Source organism: Allobosea sp. 01N443, assembly GCF_056399325.1.
In genome coordinates, this window is record NZ_JBFTRC010000022.1 from 1 (window position 1) to 17,041 (window position 17,041).

The 17,041-nt window shown below is 67.6% G+C and carries 15 protein-coding genes, 1 pseudogene and 1 riboswitch; of the genes and pseudogenes, 12 read left to right on the top strand and 4 right to left on the bottom strand.

Annotated elements, in window-relative coordinates:
* Window positions 1-284 precede the first annotated feature (284 nt).
* From exbB to AC1DRP_RS08760, 4 genes and pseudogenes are all read left to right on the top strand, one after another.
* Complete coding sequence (exbB, locus tag AC1DRP_RS08745) at window positions 285-1,328, top strand: tonB-system energizer ExbB (RefSeq protein WP_476768307.1); 1,044 nt, start codon at window positions 285-287, stop codon at window positions 1,326-1,328.
* Window positions 1,329-1,331: 3 nt separating this feature from the next.
* Entirely contained in the window at window positions 1,332-1,787 is a 456-nt protein-coding gene (exbD, locus tag AC1DRP_RS08750; protein ID WP_441490341.1) for a TonB system transport protein ExbD, read from the top strand.
* A complete protein-coding gene (locus AC1DRP_RS08755) occupies window positions 1,784-2,668 on the top strand; it encodes an energy transducer TonB family protein (protein WP_476768308.1) in 885 nt (294 codons plus the stop codon). Before exbD ends, AC1DRP_RS08755 begins: the two co-directional genes overlap by 4 nt.
* 185 nt (window positions 2,669-2,853) lie before the next feature.
* A pseudogene (locus tag AC1DRP_RS08760) lies at window positions 2,854-4,556 on the top strand (ABC transporter ATP-binding protein).
* A 92-nt stretch (window positions 4,557-4,648) separates the two neighbouring features.
* On the opposite strand, the gene AC1DRP_RS08765 reads toward AC1DRP_RS08760, so the two are convergent.
* Window positions 4,649-5,620, bottom strand: a complete 972-nt coding sequence (locus tag AC1DRP_RS08765) for a D-2-hydroxyacid dehydrogenase (RefSeq protein WP_441507507.1) — start codon at window positions 5,618-5,620, stop codon at window positions 4,649-4,651.
* Between the two features lie 76 nt (window positions 5,621-5,696).
* Window positions 5,697-6,713: a threonine-phosphate decarboxylase CobD gene (cobD, locus tag AC1DRP_RS08770; protein WP_441507506.1), complete on the bottom strand. Its 1,017-nt coding sequence runs from the start codon at window positions 6,711-6,713 to the stop codon at window positions 5,697-5,699.
* Window positions 6,714-6,724: 11 nt separating this feature from the next.
* On the opposite strand from cobD, the gene cbiB reads away from it, so the two are divergent.
* Window positions 6,725-7,705 carry an adenosylcobinamide-phosphate synthase CbiB gene (gene cbiB / locus AC1DRP_RS08775; protein WP_476768309.1) on the top strand — a complete coding sequence of 327 codons (981 nt, stop codon included), beginning with the start codon at window positions 6,725-6,727 and terminating at the stop codon, window positions 7,703-7,705.
* A gap of 103 nt (window positions 7,706-7,808) precedes the next feature.
* Here cbiB and cobO read toward each other — a convergent pair whose 3' ends face one another.
* Window positions 7,809-8,420, bottom strand: coding sequence for a cob(I)yrinic acid a,c-diamide adenosyltransferase (cobO, locus tag AC1DRP_RS08780; protein WP_441507504.1), 612 nt, complete (start codon window positions 8,418-8,420; stop codon window positions 7,809-7,811).
* A gap of 13 nt (window positions 8,421-8,433) precedes the next feature.
* Complete coding sequence (gene cobU, locus AC1DRP_RS08785; protein ID WP_441507503.1) at window positions 8,434-8,958, bottom strand: bifunctional adenosylcobinamide kinase/adenosylcobinamide-phosphate guanylyltransferase; 525 nt, start codon at window positions 8,956-8,958, stop codon at window positions 8,434-8,436.
* Window positions 8,959-9,098: 140 nt separating this feature from the next.
* Window positions 9,099-9,281: riboswitch (cobalamin riboswitch) on the top strand.
* Between cobU and AC1DRP_RS08790 the strand changes: the two genes are divergently transcribed.
* From AC1DRP_RS08790 to AC1DRP_RS08820, 7 genes are all read left to right on the top strand, one after another.
* Complete coding sequence (locus tag AC1DRP_RS08790) at window positions 9,269-9,499, top strand: CbtB domain-containing protein (RefSeq protein ID WP_441507502.1); 231 nt, start codon at window positions 9,269-9,271, stop codon at window positions 9,497-9,499. It overlaps the preceding riboswitch by 13 nt.
* 12 nt (window positions 9,500-9,511) lie before the next feature.
* Entirely contained in the window at window positions 9,512-10,252 is a 741-nt protein-coding gene (locus AC1DRP_RS08795) for a CbtA family protein (RefSeq protein WP_441507501.1), read from the top strand.
* Window positions 10,253-10,301: 49 nt separating this feature from the next.
* Window positions 10,302-10,691, top strand: coding sequence for a DUF1636 family protein (locus AC1DRP_RS08800; protein ID WP_441490350.1), 390 nt, complete (start codon window positions 10,302-10,304; stop codon window positions 10,689-10,691).
* Between the two features lie 4 nt (window positions 10,692-10,695).
* The gene (gene cobW, locus AC1DRP_RS08805) at window positions 10,696-11,745 is read left to right on the top strand and encodes a cobalamin biosynthesis protein CobW (RefSeq protein ID WP_441507500.1); all 1,050 of its coding nucleotides are present in this window, start codon (window positions 10,696-10,698) and stop codon (window positions 11,743-11,745) included.
* Between the two features lie 3 nt (window positions 11,746-11,748).
* A complete protein-coding gene (gene cobN / locus AC1DRP_RS08810) occupies window positions 11,749-15,111 on the top strand; it encodes a cobaltochelatase subunit CobN (protein ID WP_476768310.1) in 3,363 nt (1,120 codons plus the stop codon).
* Window positions 15,108-16,406, top strand: a complete 1,299-nt coding sequence (cobG, locus tag AC1DRP_RS08815) for a precorrin-3B synthase (RefSeq protein ID WP_441507498.1) — start codon at window positions 15,108-15,110, stop codon at window positions 16,404-16,406. The genes cobN and cobG overlap by 4 nt, the downstream gene beginning before the upstream one ends.
* Window positions 16,403-17,035: a precorrin-8X methylmutase gene (locus AC1DRP_RS08820; protein WP_441507497.1), complete on the top strand. Its 633-nt coding sequence runs from the start codon at window positions 16,403-16,405 to the stop codon at window positions 17,033-17,035. Before cobG ends, AC1DRP_RS08820 begins: the two co-directional genes overlap by 4 nt.
* Window positions 17,036-17,041 lie beyond the last annotated feature (6 nt).

Below are 17,041 nucleotides of genomic sequence, written 5' to 3' on the forward strand. Positions count from 1 at the left end.
CCTGAGCAGACATCATCGGCATGGGCGAACGAACGACCGGTCGGCAGCGGCGACGCGATAAAGTGTTACGCCGGGCTGCGGCGCCCCTGACCGCGAACCGCCCAAACAATCGTTACAACTCGGCACAACCACAATCTTTATCTTTGACATTCGCGTTGTTAGTGGCCAGTAACGCGCCCATAGAAGTATTCATAGATTAGATTTTTTCTAAATTAATAGTACAACTATTGCCTACCCTCTTGAAATGAACCGCCCACCATTCTGACAGCAGAGAGCCAACCGGTATGAGTGCCCAGGACGAGCCCCGCCGCAGTACAGCCACGACCACCCTCGCTGGTCGGGCAAAACGCAGCGCAGCGGGCAGCCTGCTGTTGGCACTGTCCCTCACAATTGGCCCCGCAATCGGAACAAGCTTCGCGCAGGCGCCAGCAAGCGCGCCGACCACCCAGCAGCCGGCGCCCCCCCCAGCCGCGACGACCGCGCCTGCGACGCCGGCGCCGAACATGGCCGCAAGCCCGAGCGGCGCCCATGAACAGACGGCTGTTTCCCAGCAACTGCCGGCACCGCAAGCTCCCGCCCCGGTCGCCGCTGCTGCGCTTCCTCATGACCTTTCGCCCTGGGGCATGTTCATGGCGGCGGACATCGTCGTTAAGGCGGTGATGCTCGGGCTTGCCTTCGCATCGCTGGTGACCTGGACGATCTGGCTCGCCAAGAGCCTGGAGCTGATGGCTGCCAAGACCAGGGCGCGGCTGGCCGCACGCCGGCTGGACGAGGCGGACAGCCTCGAGATCGCCGCCGAGAGGATCTCTGCCGGCCATGCACGACGCAGCGTCGTCGCCGAGCTGGTTCAGGCCGCTCGCGATGAAGTCCGCCGTTCGGCTGATCTCTCGGATGACGGCATCAAGGAGCGCGTTGCGATCGCGTTGTCACGGCGCGAGGCGCGTGCCGGCCGGGATATGGCGAAGGGCACCGGCCTGCTCGCGACGATTGGTTCGACCGCCCCCTTTGTCGGCCTGTTCGGCACTGTCTGGGGCATCATGAACTCCTTCATCGGCATCTCGCAGTCGAAGACCACCAATCTCGCCGTGGTCGCGCCCGGCATCGCCGAAGCCCTGCTGGCGACTGCGATCGRCCTCGTCGCGGCGATCCCCGCCGTCATCATCTACAATGTCTTCTCGCGCTCGATCGCAGGCTACCGCGCCGTGCTGTCGGACGCCTCGGGCGACGTCCTGCGCCACCTCTCGCGCGACCTTGAGCGTGCGCGGCGTGCGGCGCAGCGTCCCGGCCGCTCGCTGCATGCGGTGCCGCCGCTGATGTCGGCGGAGTGAACGATGGCCGTTTCGCTCAAGGATCCGCAGGACGGCGATCTGGCTGAGGTCTCCGAGATCAACGTCACACCCTTCATCGACGTGATTCTCGTGCTGCTGATCATCTTCATGGTCGCAGCCCCGCTCTCCACCGTCGATGTCGCCGTCGATCTGCCCGTCTCCAACGCGCAGCCGCAGCCGCGGCCCGAGAAGCCCGTCTTCCTTACCGTGAAGGGCGATCTCTCGCTCGCGCTCGGCAACGACCCCGTCCCGCGCGAAGCGCTGCAGAGTGTCCTCGACCGGCAAACCAGCAGCGACCGTGAGCAGAGAGTCTTCCTGCGCGCCGACGGGACTGTCGCCTATCGCGAGCTGATGGATGTGATGAACCTCCTGCGCAATGCCGGCTATCTGAAGATCGCGCTGGTCGGGCTCGAGGATACGGGCCAGGCGGCCGCGCCGGTCGCGGGTGTGAAGCCATGAAGACCGGGTCTCTCGATGGCAGCGCATCACGACGCCTCTGGCCGGCGCTATTGCGCTGGAGTTCGGCTGGGCTCGTCGTGGTGGCGGCGCATGGCGGTATTGCCTGGCTGGCCTTGAGCTGGCGGCCGGGAGAGGCTGCGGCCGGCGCGCCCGAGCCTGCCGTGATGATCGAGCTTGCGGCGGTTTCCGTTGCGCCCGAGRCCCCCGCTGCCGACCTGCCCCTTGCCCCCCAGGCGACCGAGGCCGAGCCGCCCCCACCAACCCCGGAGCCTGTTCCCGAGCCGGTCAAGGAGCCAGAGCCGCCTCCGGAACCCGAGGTGATACCCGAGCCGGTCCATCTGCCCGAGCCTGAGATCAAGCTGCCCGAACTGCCGCAGCTGCCCGATGCTGCAGCCGTGCTCGCTCCCCCGCCTCCGCCTGCCCCCGAGAAGCCGAAGGTCGTCGAACGCAAGCCGACGCCGCCCAAGCCACGCATCGTGGAGCGCCGCAAGCCGGTCGAGCGCGAGAAGCCACGGGCCAAGGAAGCCGCCGCGCCCCCCGCCTCGGCCGCGCCCGCCGCTGCTCCTTCCTCCGCGCCAACCGGTTCCGCTGCATCGCCCTCCGCCTCGACGGCGTCATGGCGCGGCATGCTGATCGCCCATCTCAATCGCTACAAGCGCTTCCCGGGCGGCGCGCGTCCCGGCACGGTGCAGATTGCCTTCTCGATCGATCGGGGCGGGCGTGTCCTGTCCGCGCGACTCGCCGGTAGCTCCGGCGATGCCACGCTCGATGAGGAGGCCGTCAGCATGATCCGCAGGGCAAGCCCCGTCCCGGCGCCTCCTGCCGGCGTCGGCGGGGGCGGCACGATCTCGCTCGCGGTGCCGGTGCGTTACAATCGCTGACGTGGCCCATCTGGAGTGCGGCGGAGCTCCGGGCCCCGGCTTGGCGATGAGTGATCAGTGCCCGGCCATGCATCGCCGGCATTCCGCTCCGGCACGCCAGAGCCTATAGAAGGGGCCGGCCCCGTTCCGGCCTCTGGACCCGCGGATAATCGTGCGCGATCCGGATTTGAAAAGACATCGTCATCATGCTTCGCCGTTTCTTCGCCTATTACGCACCGCATCGCGGCCTCTTCCTGCTGGATTTTTCCTGCGCAGTGCTGTCGGGCCTGCTGGAGCTCGCCTTCCCGATCGCGGTGAAGTTCTTCATCGACTGGCTGCTGCCCGGCCAGAACTGGGGATTGATCCTCGCCTGCGCCGCCGCACTGCTGGTGATCTACCTGCTCAATAGCGGGCTGATGGCGATCGTGACCTATTGGGGCCACATGCTCGGCATCAATATCGAGACCGAGATGCGGCGGAAGGCGTTCGACCATCTGCAGAAGCTCTCCTTCAGCTTTTTCGACAACCAGAAGACCGGCCATCTCGTGGCCCGCCTCACCAAGGACCTCGAGGAGATCGGAGAGGTCGCGCATCACGGGCCCGAAGACCTGTTCATCGCGATGATGACCCTGTTCGGCGCCTTCGTGCTGATGTTCATGGTCAGCCCCGAGCTTGCGCTCGTCACTGCCGCGATCGTGCCGCTGACCGGCTGGCTGACCGGCCGCTATGGCGGGCGCATGACGCATAACTGGCAGCAGCTCTTCGGGCGGGTCGGCAGCTTCAACGCGCGAATCGAGGAGAATGTCGGCGGCATCCGCGTCGTCCAGGCCTTCGCCAACGAGGAGCACGAGCGGCGGCTCTTCGCCCGTGACAACCAGAACTACCGCCAGACCAAGCTCGATGCCTACCGCATCATGGCGGCTACCATCTCGCTGAGCTATCTCAGCATGCGGCTGACCCAGATGGTGGTGATGGTCGCCGGCAGCTATCTCGTCATCACCGGCAGCCTGAGCCAGGGCGGTTTCGTCGGATTCCTGCTGCTCATCGCCGTGTTCTTCCGACCGATCGAGAAGATCAATTCGGTGATCGAGACCTATCCGAAGGGCATTGCCGGCTTCCGGCGCTATACCGAGTTCCTCGACACCGAGCCTGATATCGCCGACCGACCGAATGCGGTGACTGCGCCGAGACTCTCGGGCGAAATCCGCTATGCGGGCGTTTCGTTCGCATATCAGACCGGCCGCCCCGTGCTCAGCGGCACGACCTGCATATCAAGCCGGGCGAAACGATCGCGTTCGTCGGCCCGTCCGGGGCCGGCAAGACGACGATCTGCTCCCTGCTGCCGCGCTTCTACGAAGTCAGCGGCGGAAGCATCACCATCGACGGCATCGATATCCGCGACATGACGCTGGCCTCGCTGCGCGGGCAGATCGGCATCGTGCAGCAGGATGTCTTCCTCTTCGCCGGCACGATGCGCGAGAACATCGCCTATGGCCGGCTCGAGGCGAGCGAGGCCGAGATCGTCGAGGCCGCGCGGCGCGCGCGGCTCGACGAGGTCATCGCGGCGATGCCCGACGGGCTCGACACCATCATCGGCGAACGCGGGGTCAAGCTTTCGGGCGGGCAGAAGCAGCGCCTCGCCATCGCTCGCATCTTCCTGAGGAATCCGCCGATCCTGATCCTGGACGAGGCGACCTCGGCGCTGGACACGCAAACCGAGCGCGCCATTCAGCAATCGCTTGCGGATCTGTCGCAGGGCCGCACCACGCTGATGATCGCGCATCGTCTCGCGACCATCCGCGATGCCGACCGGATCGTGGTGGTGGATTCGACCGGGATCGCCGAGCAGGGCAGCCATGCCGACCTGGTCAAGGCCGACGGCATCTACCGCCGGCTGCACGAGGCGTAAGCGACCGCCCGGTCAGGTATCGGCCCGAAACCGGGAAGACCGATGCGATCACAGTCAGATCATGGGACCGGACTTCGTTCCGGTTCCATGATCTAAACGATCTGGTTGTGCAACTCCGCGTCGCCACGCGCCAGCCGGTCGAGATTGTCGAGGAGGATGTCGACGACGTTCGTCTCATAGGCGCGCGTCTCGCCGGCGCTGTGCGGGGTGACGATGACGTTCGGCTGCCCCCAGAAGGGCGAGGCCGGTGGGAGCGGCTCGTCATGGAAGCAGTCGAGTCCGGCGCCAGCCAGGCGCCCCGARCCCAGCGCCGCCAGCAGCGCCGCCTCGTCGACGACACGGCCACGCGCAACATTGATCAGGAGAGAGCCCGGACGCATGGCGGCCAGCGCCTCGCTGCCGATCAGTCCTTCGGTCTCGGGCGTCAGCGGGCAGGTCAACGCCACGATATCGGCCTCAGCCAGAACCGTGCCCAGCTTGTCCGTCGCCACAATCGCATCGATGCCTGATACGGGCCGCTCGCTGCGGCGCACACCAATGATGCGCAGACCGAAAGCCGCAGCCAACCTCGCCAAACGCAGGCCGATCCGTCCAAGGCCGACGATGACAAGCGTCTTGCCGCCGAGCTCGTCCTCGCGTCGGGCGCGATCACCGATCATCGGCCGCCAATGCTTTGCCATCTGGTTGTCGCGAGCGAGGTGGATCTGACGGGTAAGGCCCAGGATGAGCGCCATCGCGTGTTCGGCAACGGCGCGCTCATTGCCCCCCTGCGCACTGGTGAGGCGAATGCCGGCCGCGGCGAAGGCGGCCTTGTCGAACTGATCCGTGCCGGCGCTGATCGACTGGACGAAGCGCAGGCGCGGGCAGGCGGCGATCAGCTCGTTGCGCCAGAGTCCGGAGACGACGAGGACATCGGCTTCGGGCGCGCGCGCCTTGAGTTCATCGAGGCTGCGAACCTCAAAGCTCCTCGCGGCGCGCGCCCGCGCGGAGAACTCCGCTCCCAACTGGTAGGCGGCATGCGCGAAGCCGATCGTGAGTTCTCTTTCCTGCGGCCAAGGCTTCATTGCATTCCCCCGTGATGACAAAACCCAGCTTAATCATGCGAAACGGCTCCGTCCCGCCCTTCCATGCATGCGCCCCCTAGGCGGCATCAGGAGGCAGAAAGGATGCCAGAGCAGCGGCGAGCCTCTGCCAGGACGGCTCGTCGCCGGGCAAGCCAAGCCGTAGCCAGCTCGCATTGTTCTGAAAGCGGCGGACATAGATGCCGTCGCGGCCGAGATGGGCGAAGAGTGCCGGTGCGTCCGGCGTCGCCAACAGCCTGAACAGGGAGGTGCCGCCAACGATCACGCCTCGCGACGCCAGCAAGGCATCGAGGCGGGCGGCATCGCTGGCCCGGGCACCGGCGGCCGCCGCGAGCCAGTCCGTGTCACTGAGCGCCTGCGCCCCGATATGAAGCGCCGGCCCCGCGACGGCCCAGGGACCGAGCGCGGCACGCAAGGCCTCCGTCAGGCGCGCCTCGCCGATCGCGAAACCCAGACGCAAGCCGGCAAGCCCGTAAGTCTTGCCAAAGGAGCGCAGGATCAGCGTCGCCGGTGGCAGCTCGGGGATCAGGCTCGCCTCGGGCATGAAATCGATGAAGGCCTCGTCGATGACGAGCAACCCGCCTCGTCCGGCCAGGTCACGCGCAACCGCCGTGAGTTGCGCGCGCTCAATCACCCGCCCATCGGGATTGTTCGGGTTGACCAGCACGACCACGCCCGCATCGCCCGCCTCCGCGGGCGTTGCGCTCTCCCGCACGTCCATCCCCGCCTTGCGCCAGGCCACCGCATGTTCGGCATAGGTCGGGCCGATCACGACGACTGGCCCGGTGTTCGCAAGACACGGCAGCAGTTCGATCAGGATCTGAGTGCCGGGCGCCGCGACGATGCCGGCCGTCTCGGGCACCCGGTACGTCTCGCGTGCCGCAGCGAGCAATGCCGCCTCGTCCCGCACTCCCGGCAGGCGCTGCCAGAGGCTTAACGGCAGCGCAGGAACCGGATAGGGGATGGGATTGATCCCGGTCGAAAGATCGATCCATGGCTCGGGCGCCTCCGGGAACAGCGCCTTCGCCTGTGCCAGATCGCCGCCATGCCAGACCTTGCCTGCCGCCTCAGCCATTCCCGCCCCGCATGAGCCTGTCCGATTCCCTACCGCTCCTCGCCGCCGCCCTGATCATCGAGGCGGGATTCGGCTACCCCCAGGGCTTGTATGCGCTGATCGGCCATCCCGTCACCTGGATCGGTGCGCTGATCTCCCGGCTCGACCGGATGCTCAATCGCGAGCGCGCCTCCTTCATCGTGCGCAAGGCGGCCGGCGGCCTCGCCCTCGCGCTGCTGCTTGCCGCCACATTCGCCATCTCATGGGGGCTGACCCTGCTCTGCCGCGGCCTCGGCCCGCTGGGCTGGCTGCCCCTCGCGCTCGTCGCCTCCAGCCTCATCGCACAGCGCAGCCTGCACGAGCATGTCGCACGGGTCGCCGAAGGACTGGAGCGGGACGGGCTCAAAGGCGGACGCATCGCCGTTTCGATGATTGTCGGCCGCAACCCCGAAACCCTCGACGAAGCCGGAGTTTCCCGCGCCGCAATCGAAAGCCTTGCCGAGAATTTCTCGGACGGGATCGTCGCTCCGGCTTTCTGGCTCGGCGTCGGCGGCCTGCCGGGCGGCGCGCTCTACAAGGCGATCAATACCGCCGATTCGATGATCGGCCACAAGACACCGCGCCACCTCGCCTTCGGCTGGGCGGCGGCGCGTCTCGACGACCTCGTCAACCTTCCCGCCTCTCGCCTCACCGCGCTGCTGCTGACCGCAGCCGCCGCACTCGACAAAACGTCAGACCCCGCCAATGCGTGGCGAGCTGTCCGACGCGATGCCCGCCATCATCGTTCGCCCAATGCCGGTTGGCCGGAAGCCGCGATGGCAGGTGCGCTCGGCCTCCGGCTGGCGGGCCCGCGCGTCTATGGCGATGTCAGGGTCGACGACGGGTGGATGGGGGACGGCCGGGCCGAAGCGGAAGCGGCGGATATCCGGCGGGCGCTCGCTCTCTATCGGAGGGCGTGTCTGCTGCTGTGGGGGCTCGCCGTTGCGGGGGCCGTCACCGCGCTCGCCCTCTAGTTCATCGGACCGGGCATCGCATCGGGAACGACGATCTCACCTTCTGTGTTTGCTTCGACTTTCCCGAAAGCTGCGATCCACGTTTCGGGTCGATGCCCTGGCCTCAGAACTCGATCCCGGCCTGTGCCTTCACGCCCGCCGCGAAGTGATGCTTGACCACCGTCATCTCGGTGACGAGGTCTGCGACGGCGATCAACTCGGGCTTGGCATTGCGGCCGGTGACGACGATGTGCAGATCAGGGCGCCGGCTCGCCAATGTCTCGACCACCTCCGCCAGCGGCAGATAGTCGTAGCGCAGCGCGATATTGAGTTCGTCGAGCACGAGCAGGCGTATCTCCGGATCGTCCATCAACGCCTTGGCCTTGGCGAAGGCGCGCCCGGCGGCAGCGATGTCGCGGGCCTTGTCCTGCGTTTCCCAGGTGAAGCCTTCGCCCATCGTGTGCCAGACGATGCGATCGCCGAAGGCGTCGAGCGCCTTGCGTTCACCTGTCGCCCAGGCGCCCTTGATGAACTGCACCACCCCGACGCGCCAGTCATGGCCGAGAGCCCGCAGGATCAATCCGAAGGCGGCGGTCGACTTGCCCTTGCCTGGCCCCGTATTGACGATCAGGAGTCCCTTTTCGATCGTCTTGGCGGCGACCTCGGCATCCTGCACCGCCTTGCGCTTTTCCATCTTGGCCTTGTGGCGGGCGGCCTCGTCAGCATCGATCGTCATCGGAACCTCCTGCTCATTTCACCTGCATCGGCAGACCGGCGACCATGAAGATCACCCGGTCGGCCCGCGCCGCAAGCATCTGGTGCAACCGCCCCGCCTCGTCGCGGAACCGTCGGGCGAGCGCATTCTCGGGCACGATACCGAGCCCGACCTCGTTGGAAACCAGGACCACCGGGCCACGTGCCGAAACGCAGGCCTCGACCAGTTCCCGGCTTGCAGCCGCCACATCCTGCTCTGCCAGTATCACGTTGGTCAGCCAGAGCGTCAGGCAGTCCACCAGGGCAGGTTGCCCCGCGGGAACCGCGCGGATCGCCTGCGCCAGGGCCAGCGGCGCATCGATGGTCATCCAATCCTGCGACCGGCGGGCGCGGTGCTCGGCAATCCGGGCGCGCATCTCATCGTCATAGGCCTGCGCCGTGGCGAGATAGATCCAGGGCGCCGGCACCATCTCGATCAGGGCCTCGGCATGGCGGCTCTTGCCGGAGCGGGCGCCGCCCAGAACGAGGGTAAGAGGGGAAAGGATCGCTGCCACTGCCAAAATCTCAACCCAGGGAAGATCAGCCTAAGGAACGGACCTGGCGAGCGAAGCGAAACAAGCCGGGACAGGCCATCAGAGATCACATCGCTTCACTGCGCTCGCAATCACGATCGCTGCATTGCACAGCACCGTGCAGATGGCTAATGATCATCCCCGACGGTGCCTCTGCAAGGAGGTGAAAAGGGAACGCGGTGCGATACCGCGGCTGCCCCCGCAACTGTAAGCGGCGAGTTTCGCGCCATCGGCCACTGGGATTGTCCCGGGAAGGCGGCGAGAGATCCGGACCCGCGAGCCAGGAGACCTGCCGTCGATGAGTGATGCAATCCAGCGGGCTGCCGGCGGGGTGGCCAAGGAGACCGAGATGACGACGAATACGGCTTCGATCACCACCCAGGCCAGCGCATCCGAGCGCGTCAAGGCTGTCGCAGCTGCCCTGGCACTCGGCGCAGCCCTGATCTTCACCGTCGGCTTCGCCCATTCGACCAGCGTTCACAACGCAGCCCACGACACGCGCCACACCCTCGCCTTTCCCTGCCACTGAGGGAAAGGCAACATGGTCAATCGTGTTCTCACGGTCAGTCTTCTGGCCGGGCTTCTTGCTGGGCTCCTGGTCGCAGCACTCCAGCATGTCACCACCACGCCGCTGATCCTCAAGGCGGAAACCTTTGAGACGGCGTTGCGCGCAGCCGAGCTTCAGCACGCCAGCTTCACCGGCGATGCCAGGATCGTCCTTGCCCATGGCGGCGCCGACGCAGCCGACCACGCCGAGTGGAAGCCACAGGACGGCTTGCAGCGCACGGCCTTCACCACCATCGTCACCATTGCGACCGCGATCGGCTTTGCCGCCCTGCTGCTCGGCGGCATGATCGCAGCGGGCGATGCCATCACTGAACGGACCGCACTGATCTGGGCGGCTTGCGGCTTCCTGGCCTTCGGCCTCGTGCCGGCGACCGGGCTCGCACCGGAATTGCCCGGCAGCGCGTCAGCCGAACTGCTCCACCGCCAGACCTGGTGGATCGCCACCGCGCTCGTCACCGCCGGCGGCCTCTGGGTCTTCCTGCGGACGGAGGCGAGCTGGCTGCGGGCACTTGCCGTGCTTGCCATGCTCGTCCCGCATCTGATCGGCGCACCACATCCCGCCGCCCCGGAGAGCAAGGTCCCGGCCGAAATCGCAGCGCATTTCGCCGCGCTCTCGCTCGCGCTCCAGGCTGCCCTCTGGCTCGCTACCGGCTTTGCCGTCGGCGTGCTCTGGCCCTGGGCGACGCGCCGTGCCGCAGCCCCGGCCAAGGCCTGACGCTGAGCGCGATCCCCCGGGATCGCGCCGGAAGCAAAGGAACCGGCCTATGCCCGAAGGCGATGTCACCATTTTCGTCTGCGTCGCCTGCCGGCGCGCGCGGGCGGACCTGCCGGAGGGTTACGACCAGCCCGGACTGGGTTTTGCCGAGGCGCTGCGCGAACGCATCGCGCGCGACGGCGGGACGCTTCCGGTCGAACCCGTCGACTGCCTCGCGGTCTGCAATCGCCCCTGCACCGTCGCCTTGGCGGCCGACGGCAAATGGACCTATCTGATCGGCGATCTCGACGCAGACACCCATATCGCCGAAATCGTTGACGCAGCTGCAAGCTTTGCAGCCAGCGCAAACGGTATCGTTCCCTGGAAAGAAAGACCCGCTTCGTTCCGCAAGGGCGTGGTCGCGCGCGTACCGCCTCTCCCGGCGCGCCAACAAGGATGAGATCATGAACGCTCCCCAAGCCCGCTCGCTGGGCAAGATCCCCTGCACGATCATCACCGGCTTCCTCGGGGCCGGAAAGACCACACTGGTGCGGCACCTGCTGGAGAATGCAGGGGGCAAGCGCATCGCCGTGCTGGTCAATGAGTTCGGCGATCTCGGCTTCGACGGTTCCTTCATCGACGGCTGCGGCATTTCCGGCTGCACCGCGGAGGACATCGTCGAGCTGCCGAATGGCTGCATCTGCTGCACCGTCGCCGACGACTTCGTGCCAGCGCTGGAAAAGCTGCTCGACCGGCCGAACCCGCCGGAACACATCCTGATCGAGACCTCGGGGCTTGCCCTGCCGAAGCCGCTGGTCAACGCGTTCAATTGGCCGGCCATTCGGTCACGTGTCACGGTCGATGGTGTCATCGCCGTGGTCGATGGTCCGGCCGTGGCGGATGGCCAGTTCGCGGATGATCCCGCCGCTCTCGCTGCGCAGGCGGCGCAGGATGCCGCGGTCGGGCACGACAACCCGCTCGAAGAAGTGTTCGAGGACCAGATCCTCTGCGCCGACCTGATCCTGCTCAACAAGAGCGACCTCGTCGATGCGGCCGGCCGCGAACGCGTCAAGGCCGAGATCGCCGCGCATCTGCCGAAGGCGATCAAGATCGTCGAGACGGCCCATGGCAAGGTCGAGCCCGCCCTGATTATTGGCCTCAACGCGGCTGCCGAGGCCGATCTCGCTGGACGCCCCTCTCACCATGAGAGCGCCGAGGACCACGACCACGACGATTTCGAAAGCCTCGATTTCGCTCTCGCCGCGGCGACATCGCCCGAGGAGCTGGCGGCCCGCGTTGCCAGGGCCGCGGAGGCCGAGGGCGTGCTGCGCCTGAAGGGTTTTTCGGCGATTCCCGGTAAGCCGATGCGGCTCGTCGTCCAGGGTGTCGGGCGTCGGGTCAGCCATCATTACGACCGCGCCTGGGCGGCCGGCGAAGCCAAGGATGGTCGCCTCGTGGTGATTGGCCTGAAGGGCTTTGATCGCAAGTCCGTGGAGGCCGCCCTCGCGGGCTGAGCCATGCACCTCCTCCCCTCAAGCGAGATCAGGCTTGACGACGGCGAAGACGCCGTCGATCTCGCCCTGCCGCCAGGGGATGTGCTGGTGCTCTCCTTCGCCGACAGCGACCTTTCGGCGCTGACGGCCGCGGCCGGCGCAAGCGAGCTCGCCGTCAGGCTCGCCTCGCTGCGCCGGCTGAAACACCCGCTCTCCGTCGATTTTCTCGTCGAGAAGACGGTGGCGCATTCGCGCTTCGTGCTGATCCGCTGTCTCGGCGGGCTGGACTACTGGCGTTACGGCATCGAGCAGCATGCGGAAATCTGCCGACGGGGCGGGATACCGCTCGTCGTGCTGCCCGGCGACGACCGGCCTGATGAGCGGCTGGCCGAGTACGGCACCGTCGAACCGCATTTCGCGGCGGAGCTTCTCGCCTATTTCCGCGCCGGCGGCGGTGCGGAGAATATGCACCGGCTGCTTGGACGGGTGGATGCGTTCCTTCGCCGCGAAAGCGATGCTTCGGACCTCGCGCCCACTCCCTTGCCCGCGCTCTTCGCCCTTGGTGCGGGCGGTGCTCCGCTCGCATGGCGTGAAGCGCTCTCACAGCGCCCCGTCGCGAACGCGCTAGTCCCGATCCTGGTCTATCGCTCCAGCGTCGCCGCCGGAGACACCGCCATGGCGGAGGCGATCGCAGAGGCGCTGAGTGCGCGCGGCCATGCCCCGTTGATTCTGGCCCTTACGAGCTTGAAGGACCCGGCCGTCACCGGCGAACTTGCGGCCCTGATCGCCGCGCGCAAGCCCGCCGCCATCATCACCACCACCGCGTTCTCGGCCCGCAACAGCGCCGATTTCGTGCTGGACACCGCCGATTGCCCGATCCTGCAGGCCGTGCCGGTCGGCAGCCCGCGCGACGCCTGGGAGGCCTCGCCGCGCGGGCTTTCCGGGGCCGACCTCGCCATGCAGGTGGCGCTGCCTGAATTCGACGGACGGTTGGGGGCGCTGCCCGTCGCCTTCAAGGCCGAGATGACGGACAGCAGGACCGGCCTGACGAGCCGCCGGTTGGTTCCTGATCGCGATGGTGTCGCCGCCCTTGCCGATCTCGCCTCAGGCTGGATCGCGCTGGCCGGCAAGCCGGCTGCCGAGCGCAACCTCGCCCTGGTCATGTCCGACTACCCGGCGCGCGGAGGACGGGCCGGCTTTGCAGTCGGGCTCGATACCCCAGCCAGCGTCGGGGCCATTTGCGAACTGCTGGCGCAGACCGGATACGATGTCGGCCCCTCCGCGCAGAGTGTCATCCCGGACGAGCCAAGGCAGAGCCGGGACGGTCACCTTGCTCATGGTGACGACACGCGTTTGATGCAGGCGCTGACTGAAGGGCCAGCAGAGTTTGCAGTCCCGCTCGCCGATTATCACGCCTGGCTCGGCGCCATTCCCGGCGCGGCAGGCGCGGCACTCATCGCGGCCCATGGCGAACCTGAGGCGGATCGTGACTGCGATGGCTCGGCCTTCCGTTTCCGTGTGGTCCGCAATGGCCGTCTCACCATCGCGCTGCAGCCCGCTCGCGACACGACGCCCGACCGCAAGCTGCGCTATCACGATCCCGATGCGCCGCCGGGCCATGCCTATCTCGCCTTCTATCTCGGCCTCCGGCGGATTGCCGATGCCGACGCACTGATCCATCTCGGTACGCATGGCACGACCGAGTGGCTGCCGGGCAAGGCGGTGGCTCTTTCAGCGAGCTGCTGGCCTCGGCTTGCGGTTGGCGGCCTGCCGGTGATCTACCCCTATGTCGTCGATGACCCCGGTGAGGCGGCCCCTGCCAAGCGCCGGCTTTCGGCCGTGACGCTCGGCCATCTCCCACCCGAACTGGTGCATGTGGATGCAGCCGGCGAAGTGGCTCTGCTGCGTGATCTCGTCGAGGAGTTTTCGCAAGCGCAGGTCCTCGATCCGCGCCGCGCCGAGATCGTCGCCCGTGAAATCCGCGGGCGAGCCGAAGCAAGCGGGCTGGCGGAAGCCTGCGGTGTCACGCCCGATCTCGACATGGCGAGCGCACTGAGCCAGCTCGACGCGCATCTCTGCGACATCGCCGAACTGCCCTTCCGGGATGGGCTGCATGTCTTCGGGCGGGCTGCGCACGATCCCGCGTCATCCCGCAACGAGCGCGACAACTTGCTGCGCGCTCTGGCCGGGCGGTTCGTTCCGCCCGGCCCTGCCGGCTCGCCGCATCGCGGGCAAAGCGATGTGCTGCCGACCGGCCGCAACCTCTCGACGCTCGATCCGCGCGCGATCCCGACCCGGGCCGCCGCGCGCCTCGGCTCGCGCGCCGCGGCGTCGCTGATCGCACGCCATCTCCAGGACCACGGCGATTATCCACGCCGGATCGTGATGGATCTCTGGGCCTCGCCCACTCTGCGTTCCGGTGGCGAGGACATCGCACATGCGCTTGCCCTGATGGGCGTCGCGCCGCTCTGGGATCACGCCTCGACGCGAGTGACCGGATTTTCCGTCATTCCCCTGGCCAAGCTCGATCACCCGCGCATCGACGTCACCATCCGTATCTCCGGCGCCTTCCGCGACACATTCCCAGGTCAGATCGCACTGCTCGACGCCGCTGCGCGCGCCGTAGCAGTGCTGGACGAAGCCGATGAATGGAACGAGCCTGCTGCAGCCCGCCGGCGCGGCGAAGACGCCGCACGCATCTTCGGCCCGGCACCCGGCCGCTTCGGCGCGGCCATGGCCGACCGCGCGCTCGACGGGCAATGGGAGAGCCGCGGCGAGCTTGGCGCCGCCTATCTCGCGGCCAGCGATCATGCCTTCGGTGGTACGGAGGGCCTTGCCAGCGCCGATCCCGGCTTCGCGCGTCGCGTCGCCTCGGCAAGCGCCTTCGTTCATGTCAGCGACACGGCGGGGCGCGACATTCTCGAAGCGACCAGCGCGGCCGATGTGATCGGCGGTTTTGCCGCGGCAGCGCAGGCGCTCGGCAGCGAGGCCGCACTCTACAGTCTCGACAGCTCCAACCCGGAAGCGCCGAAAACGCGCACCCTGGCCGAGGACATTGCGCGCATCGTCCATGGCCGGCTCTGCCACCCGCGCTGGATTGCGGGCCAGCTTGCCCATGGCTGGCGCGGCGCGGCCGAACTTGCCGAGACCGTCGACACACTCTTCGTCTATGCGGCCAGCACAGACGCGGCCTCGGACGGACTGTTCGACGCCGTATTCCAGGCCTATTGCGCGGATCCGGCCATCTGGAGCGCGCTGGAACAGGCCAATGCGCCCGCGGCTGCCTCGATCCGCGCGCGGCTGACGGAAGCCGAGCGGCGCGGCCTCTGGCAGACCCGGCGCAATTCCGTGGCCGCCTTCCTCGCCAGCAAGGACGCGGCGGAATGACCGCCCCGACGCAAGAAGCGCTCCGGCGCGGCTGGTGCCCGAGCACGCTCCGGCCGATGGAAACCGGGGACGGCTGGCTCGTGCGGCTGCACCCGCCGGGCGGGCAGATGCAGCCCGCACAATTGCGACGCGTGGCGGATCTGGCCGAAGAGACGGGCAATGGCCTCGTCGAGATTTCCAGCCGCGGCAATCTCCAGATCAGGGGTGTGCGGCAGGAGGCCCATCCCGCCCTTGTCGAGGCCTTGCTCGCGGAGCGGCTCGTCGACGAAGCCGGCGGGCCCGGGCCGCAGCGCCTGGTGCTCACCTCACCGCTCGCCGGGCAGGATCCGAGCGACCTGATCGATGCCGCCATTCTGGCCGCATCCCTGGAACGTCAGGGGCGCGCCATCTCAGGGTTGCCGCCCAAGACCAGCGTCATCGTCGATGGCGGCGGCGAGCTCGCACTCGATGGCTTTGCCGGCGATCTGCGCGTGGTTGCGATTGACCAGGGTTCCGTCGTGATCGGCCTGCCGCAAGGCGGCTGGTTTGGCCCGGTCGCATCCGGTGATGCAGGCGCCGTGACGGCAGGGCTGTTGCAGGGCTTTGCGGCATACCGGCGGGCCGAGGCTGACAGGATCCATCGCCTGCGTGATCTCGACCACGACCAGATTAGYGCGCTGACCGAGGCCCGCTCGATAGCGCCGGCCGGTGCGCCGGCGGCTCGCTCCGCGCCGAGGCGGGTCGGGCTCTTCGCGTTGCGCGCCTCCCGTTTTGCCCTGATCGCTGGGCTGCCGTTCGGCCGCTCGGACACTCGGACATTGTCGCGGCTATGCGAGGCCGCCGGCGCGCATGGCGTCAGCGAAATCCGCTTTTCGCCCTGGCGCGGGCTGGCTTTCCTGGGCCTCGAGCACGATGCCGCCGCGAGCCTCGCCGCACGATGCGAGGCACTGGGGCTGATCACCCGCGACGCCGATCCACGGCTTGCAGTGCAGGCATGCTCCGGCAAGCCGGCCTGCCTGCGCGGCGAGACGCAGACGATGGGCGATGCCGCAGTCCTGGCCGAAGCGGCAGCCTCGCTCCTTGCTGCTGGCCTCAGCCTGCATCTATCGGCCTGCGTCAAATCCTGCGCGCAATCAGGCCCCGCCGACCTCACGCTGGTCGGGCATGACGGCCGCTATGACGTCGTCATCGGCGGAACGACGCGGGACAAGCCGATGGCGAGGCTTGACCTTTCGCAGATTGTGCAGCGTCTGCAGCCGGGACAGGACATTCACACCCGCCTGACCGCAGGCCGGTTTTCAGGACCACAGGTTTGAACACGCGCTACGACTATATCCGCGAGGGTGATGCGATCTATGAGCGCTCCTTCGCCATCATCCGGGCCGAGGCCGACCTCTCCCGCTTCTCAGGCGCGGCCGCCCGCGTGGTGGTACGCATGATCCATGCCTGCGGCATGACCGACCTGCCGCGCGATGTCGAGATGTCAGCCGATTTCACGGATGCGGCGGAGGCTGCGCTGCGCGCCGGCGCTCCGATCCTGTGCGACGCCAAGATGGTCGCGAACGGCGTGACCCGCGCCCGTTTGCAGGCCAGCAACGCAGTGATTTGCACGCTGGACCAGGCTGAGGTGCCGGCACTGGCCAAACAGGCCGGCACAACGCGCTCGGCCGCGGCCATGGAGCTGTGGCGGCCGCATCTCGCGGGAGCCTTGGTCGTCGTCGGCAATGCCCCGACCTCGCTTTTCCGGCTGCTCGAAATGTTCGATGCCGGTGCGCCAAAACCGGCAGCCGTGATCGGCATCCCGGTCGGTTTCGTCGGTGCAGCCGAATCGAAGCAGGCGCTGGCACAGGACGGCCGCGTGCCCTTCCTTGTCGTGCATGGGCGCCGCGGCGGCTCTGCGATGGCGGCCGCTGCCGTCAACGCCCTGGCGCAAGAGAAGGAGTGAGCCGGT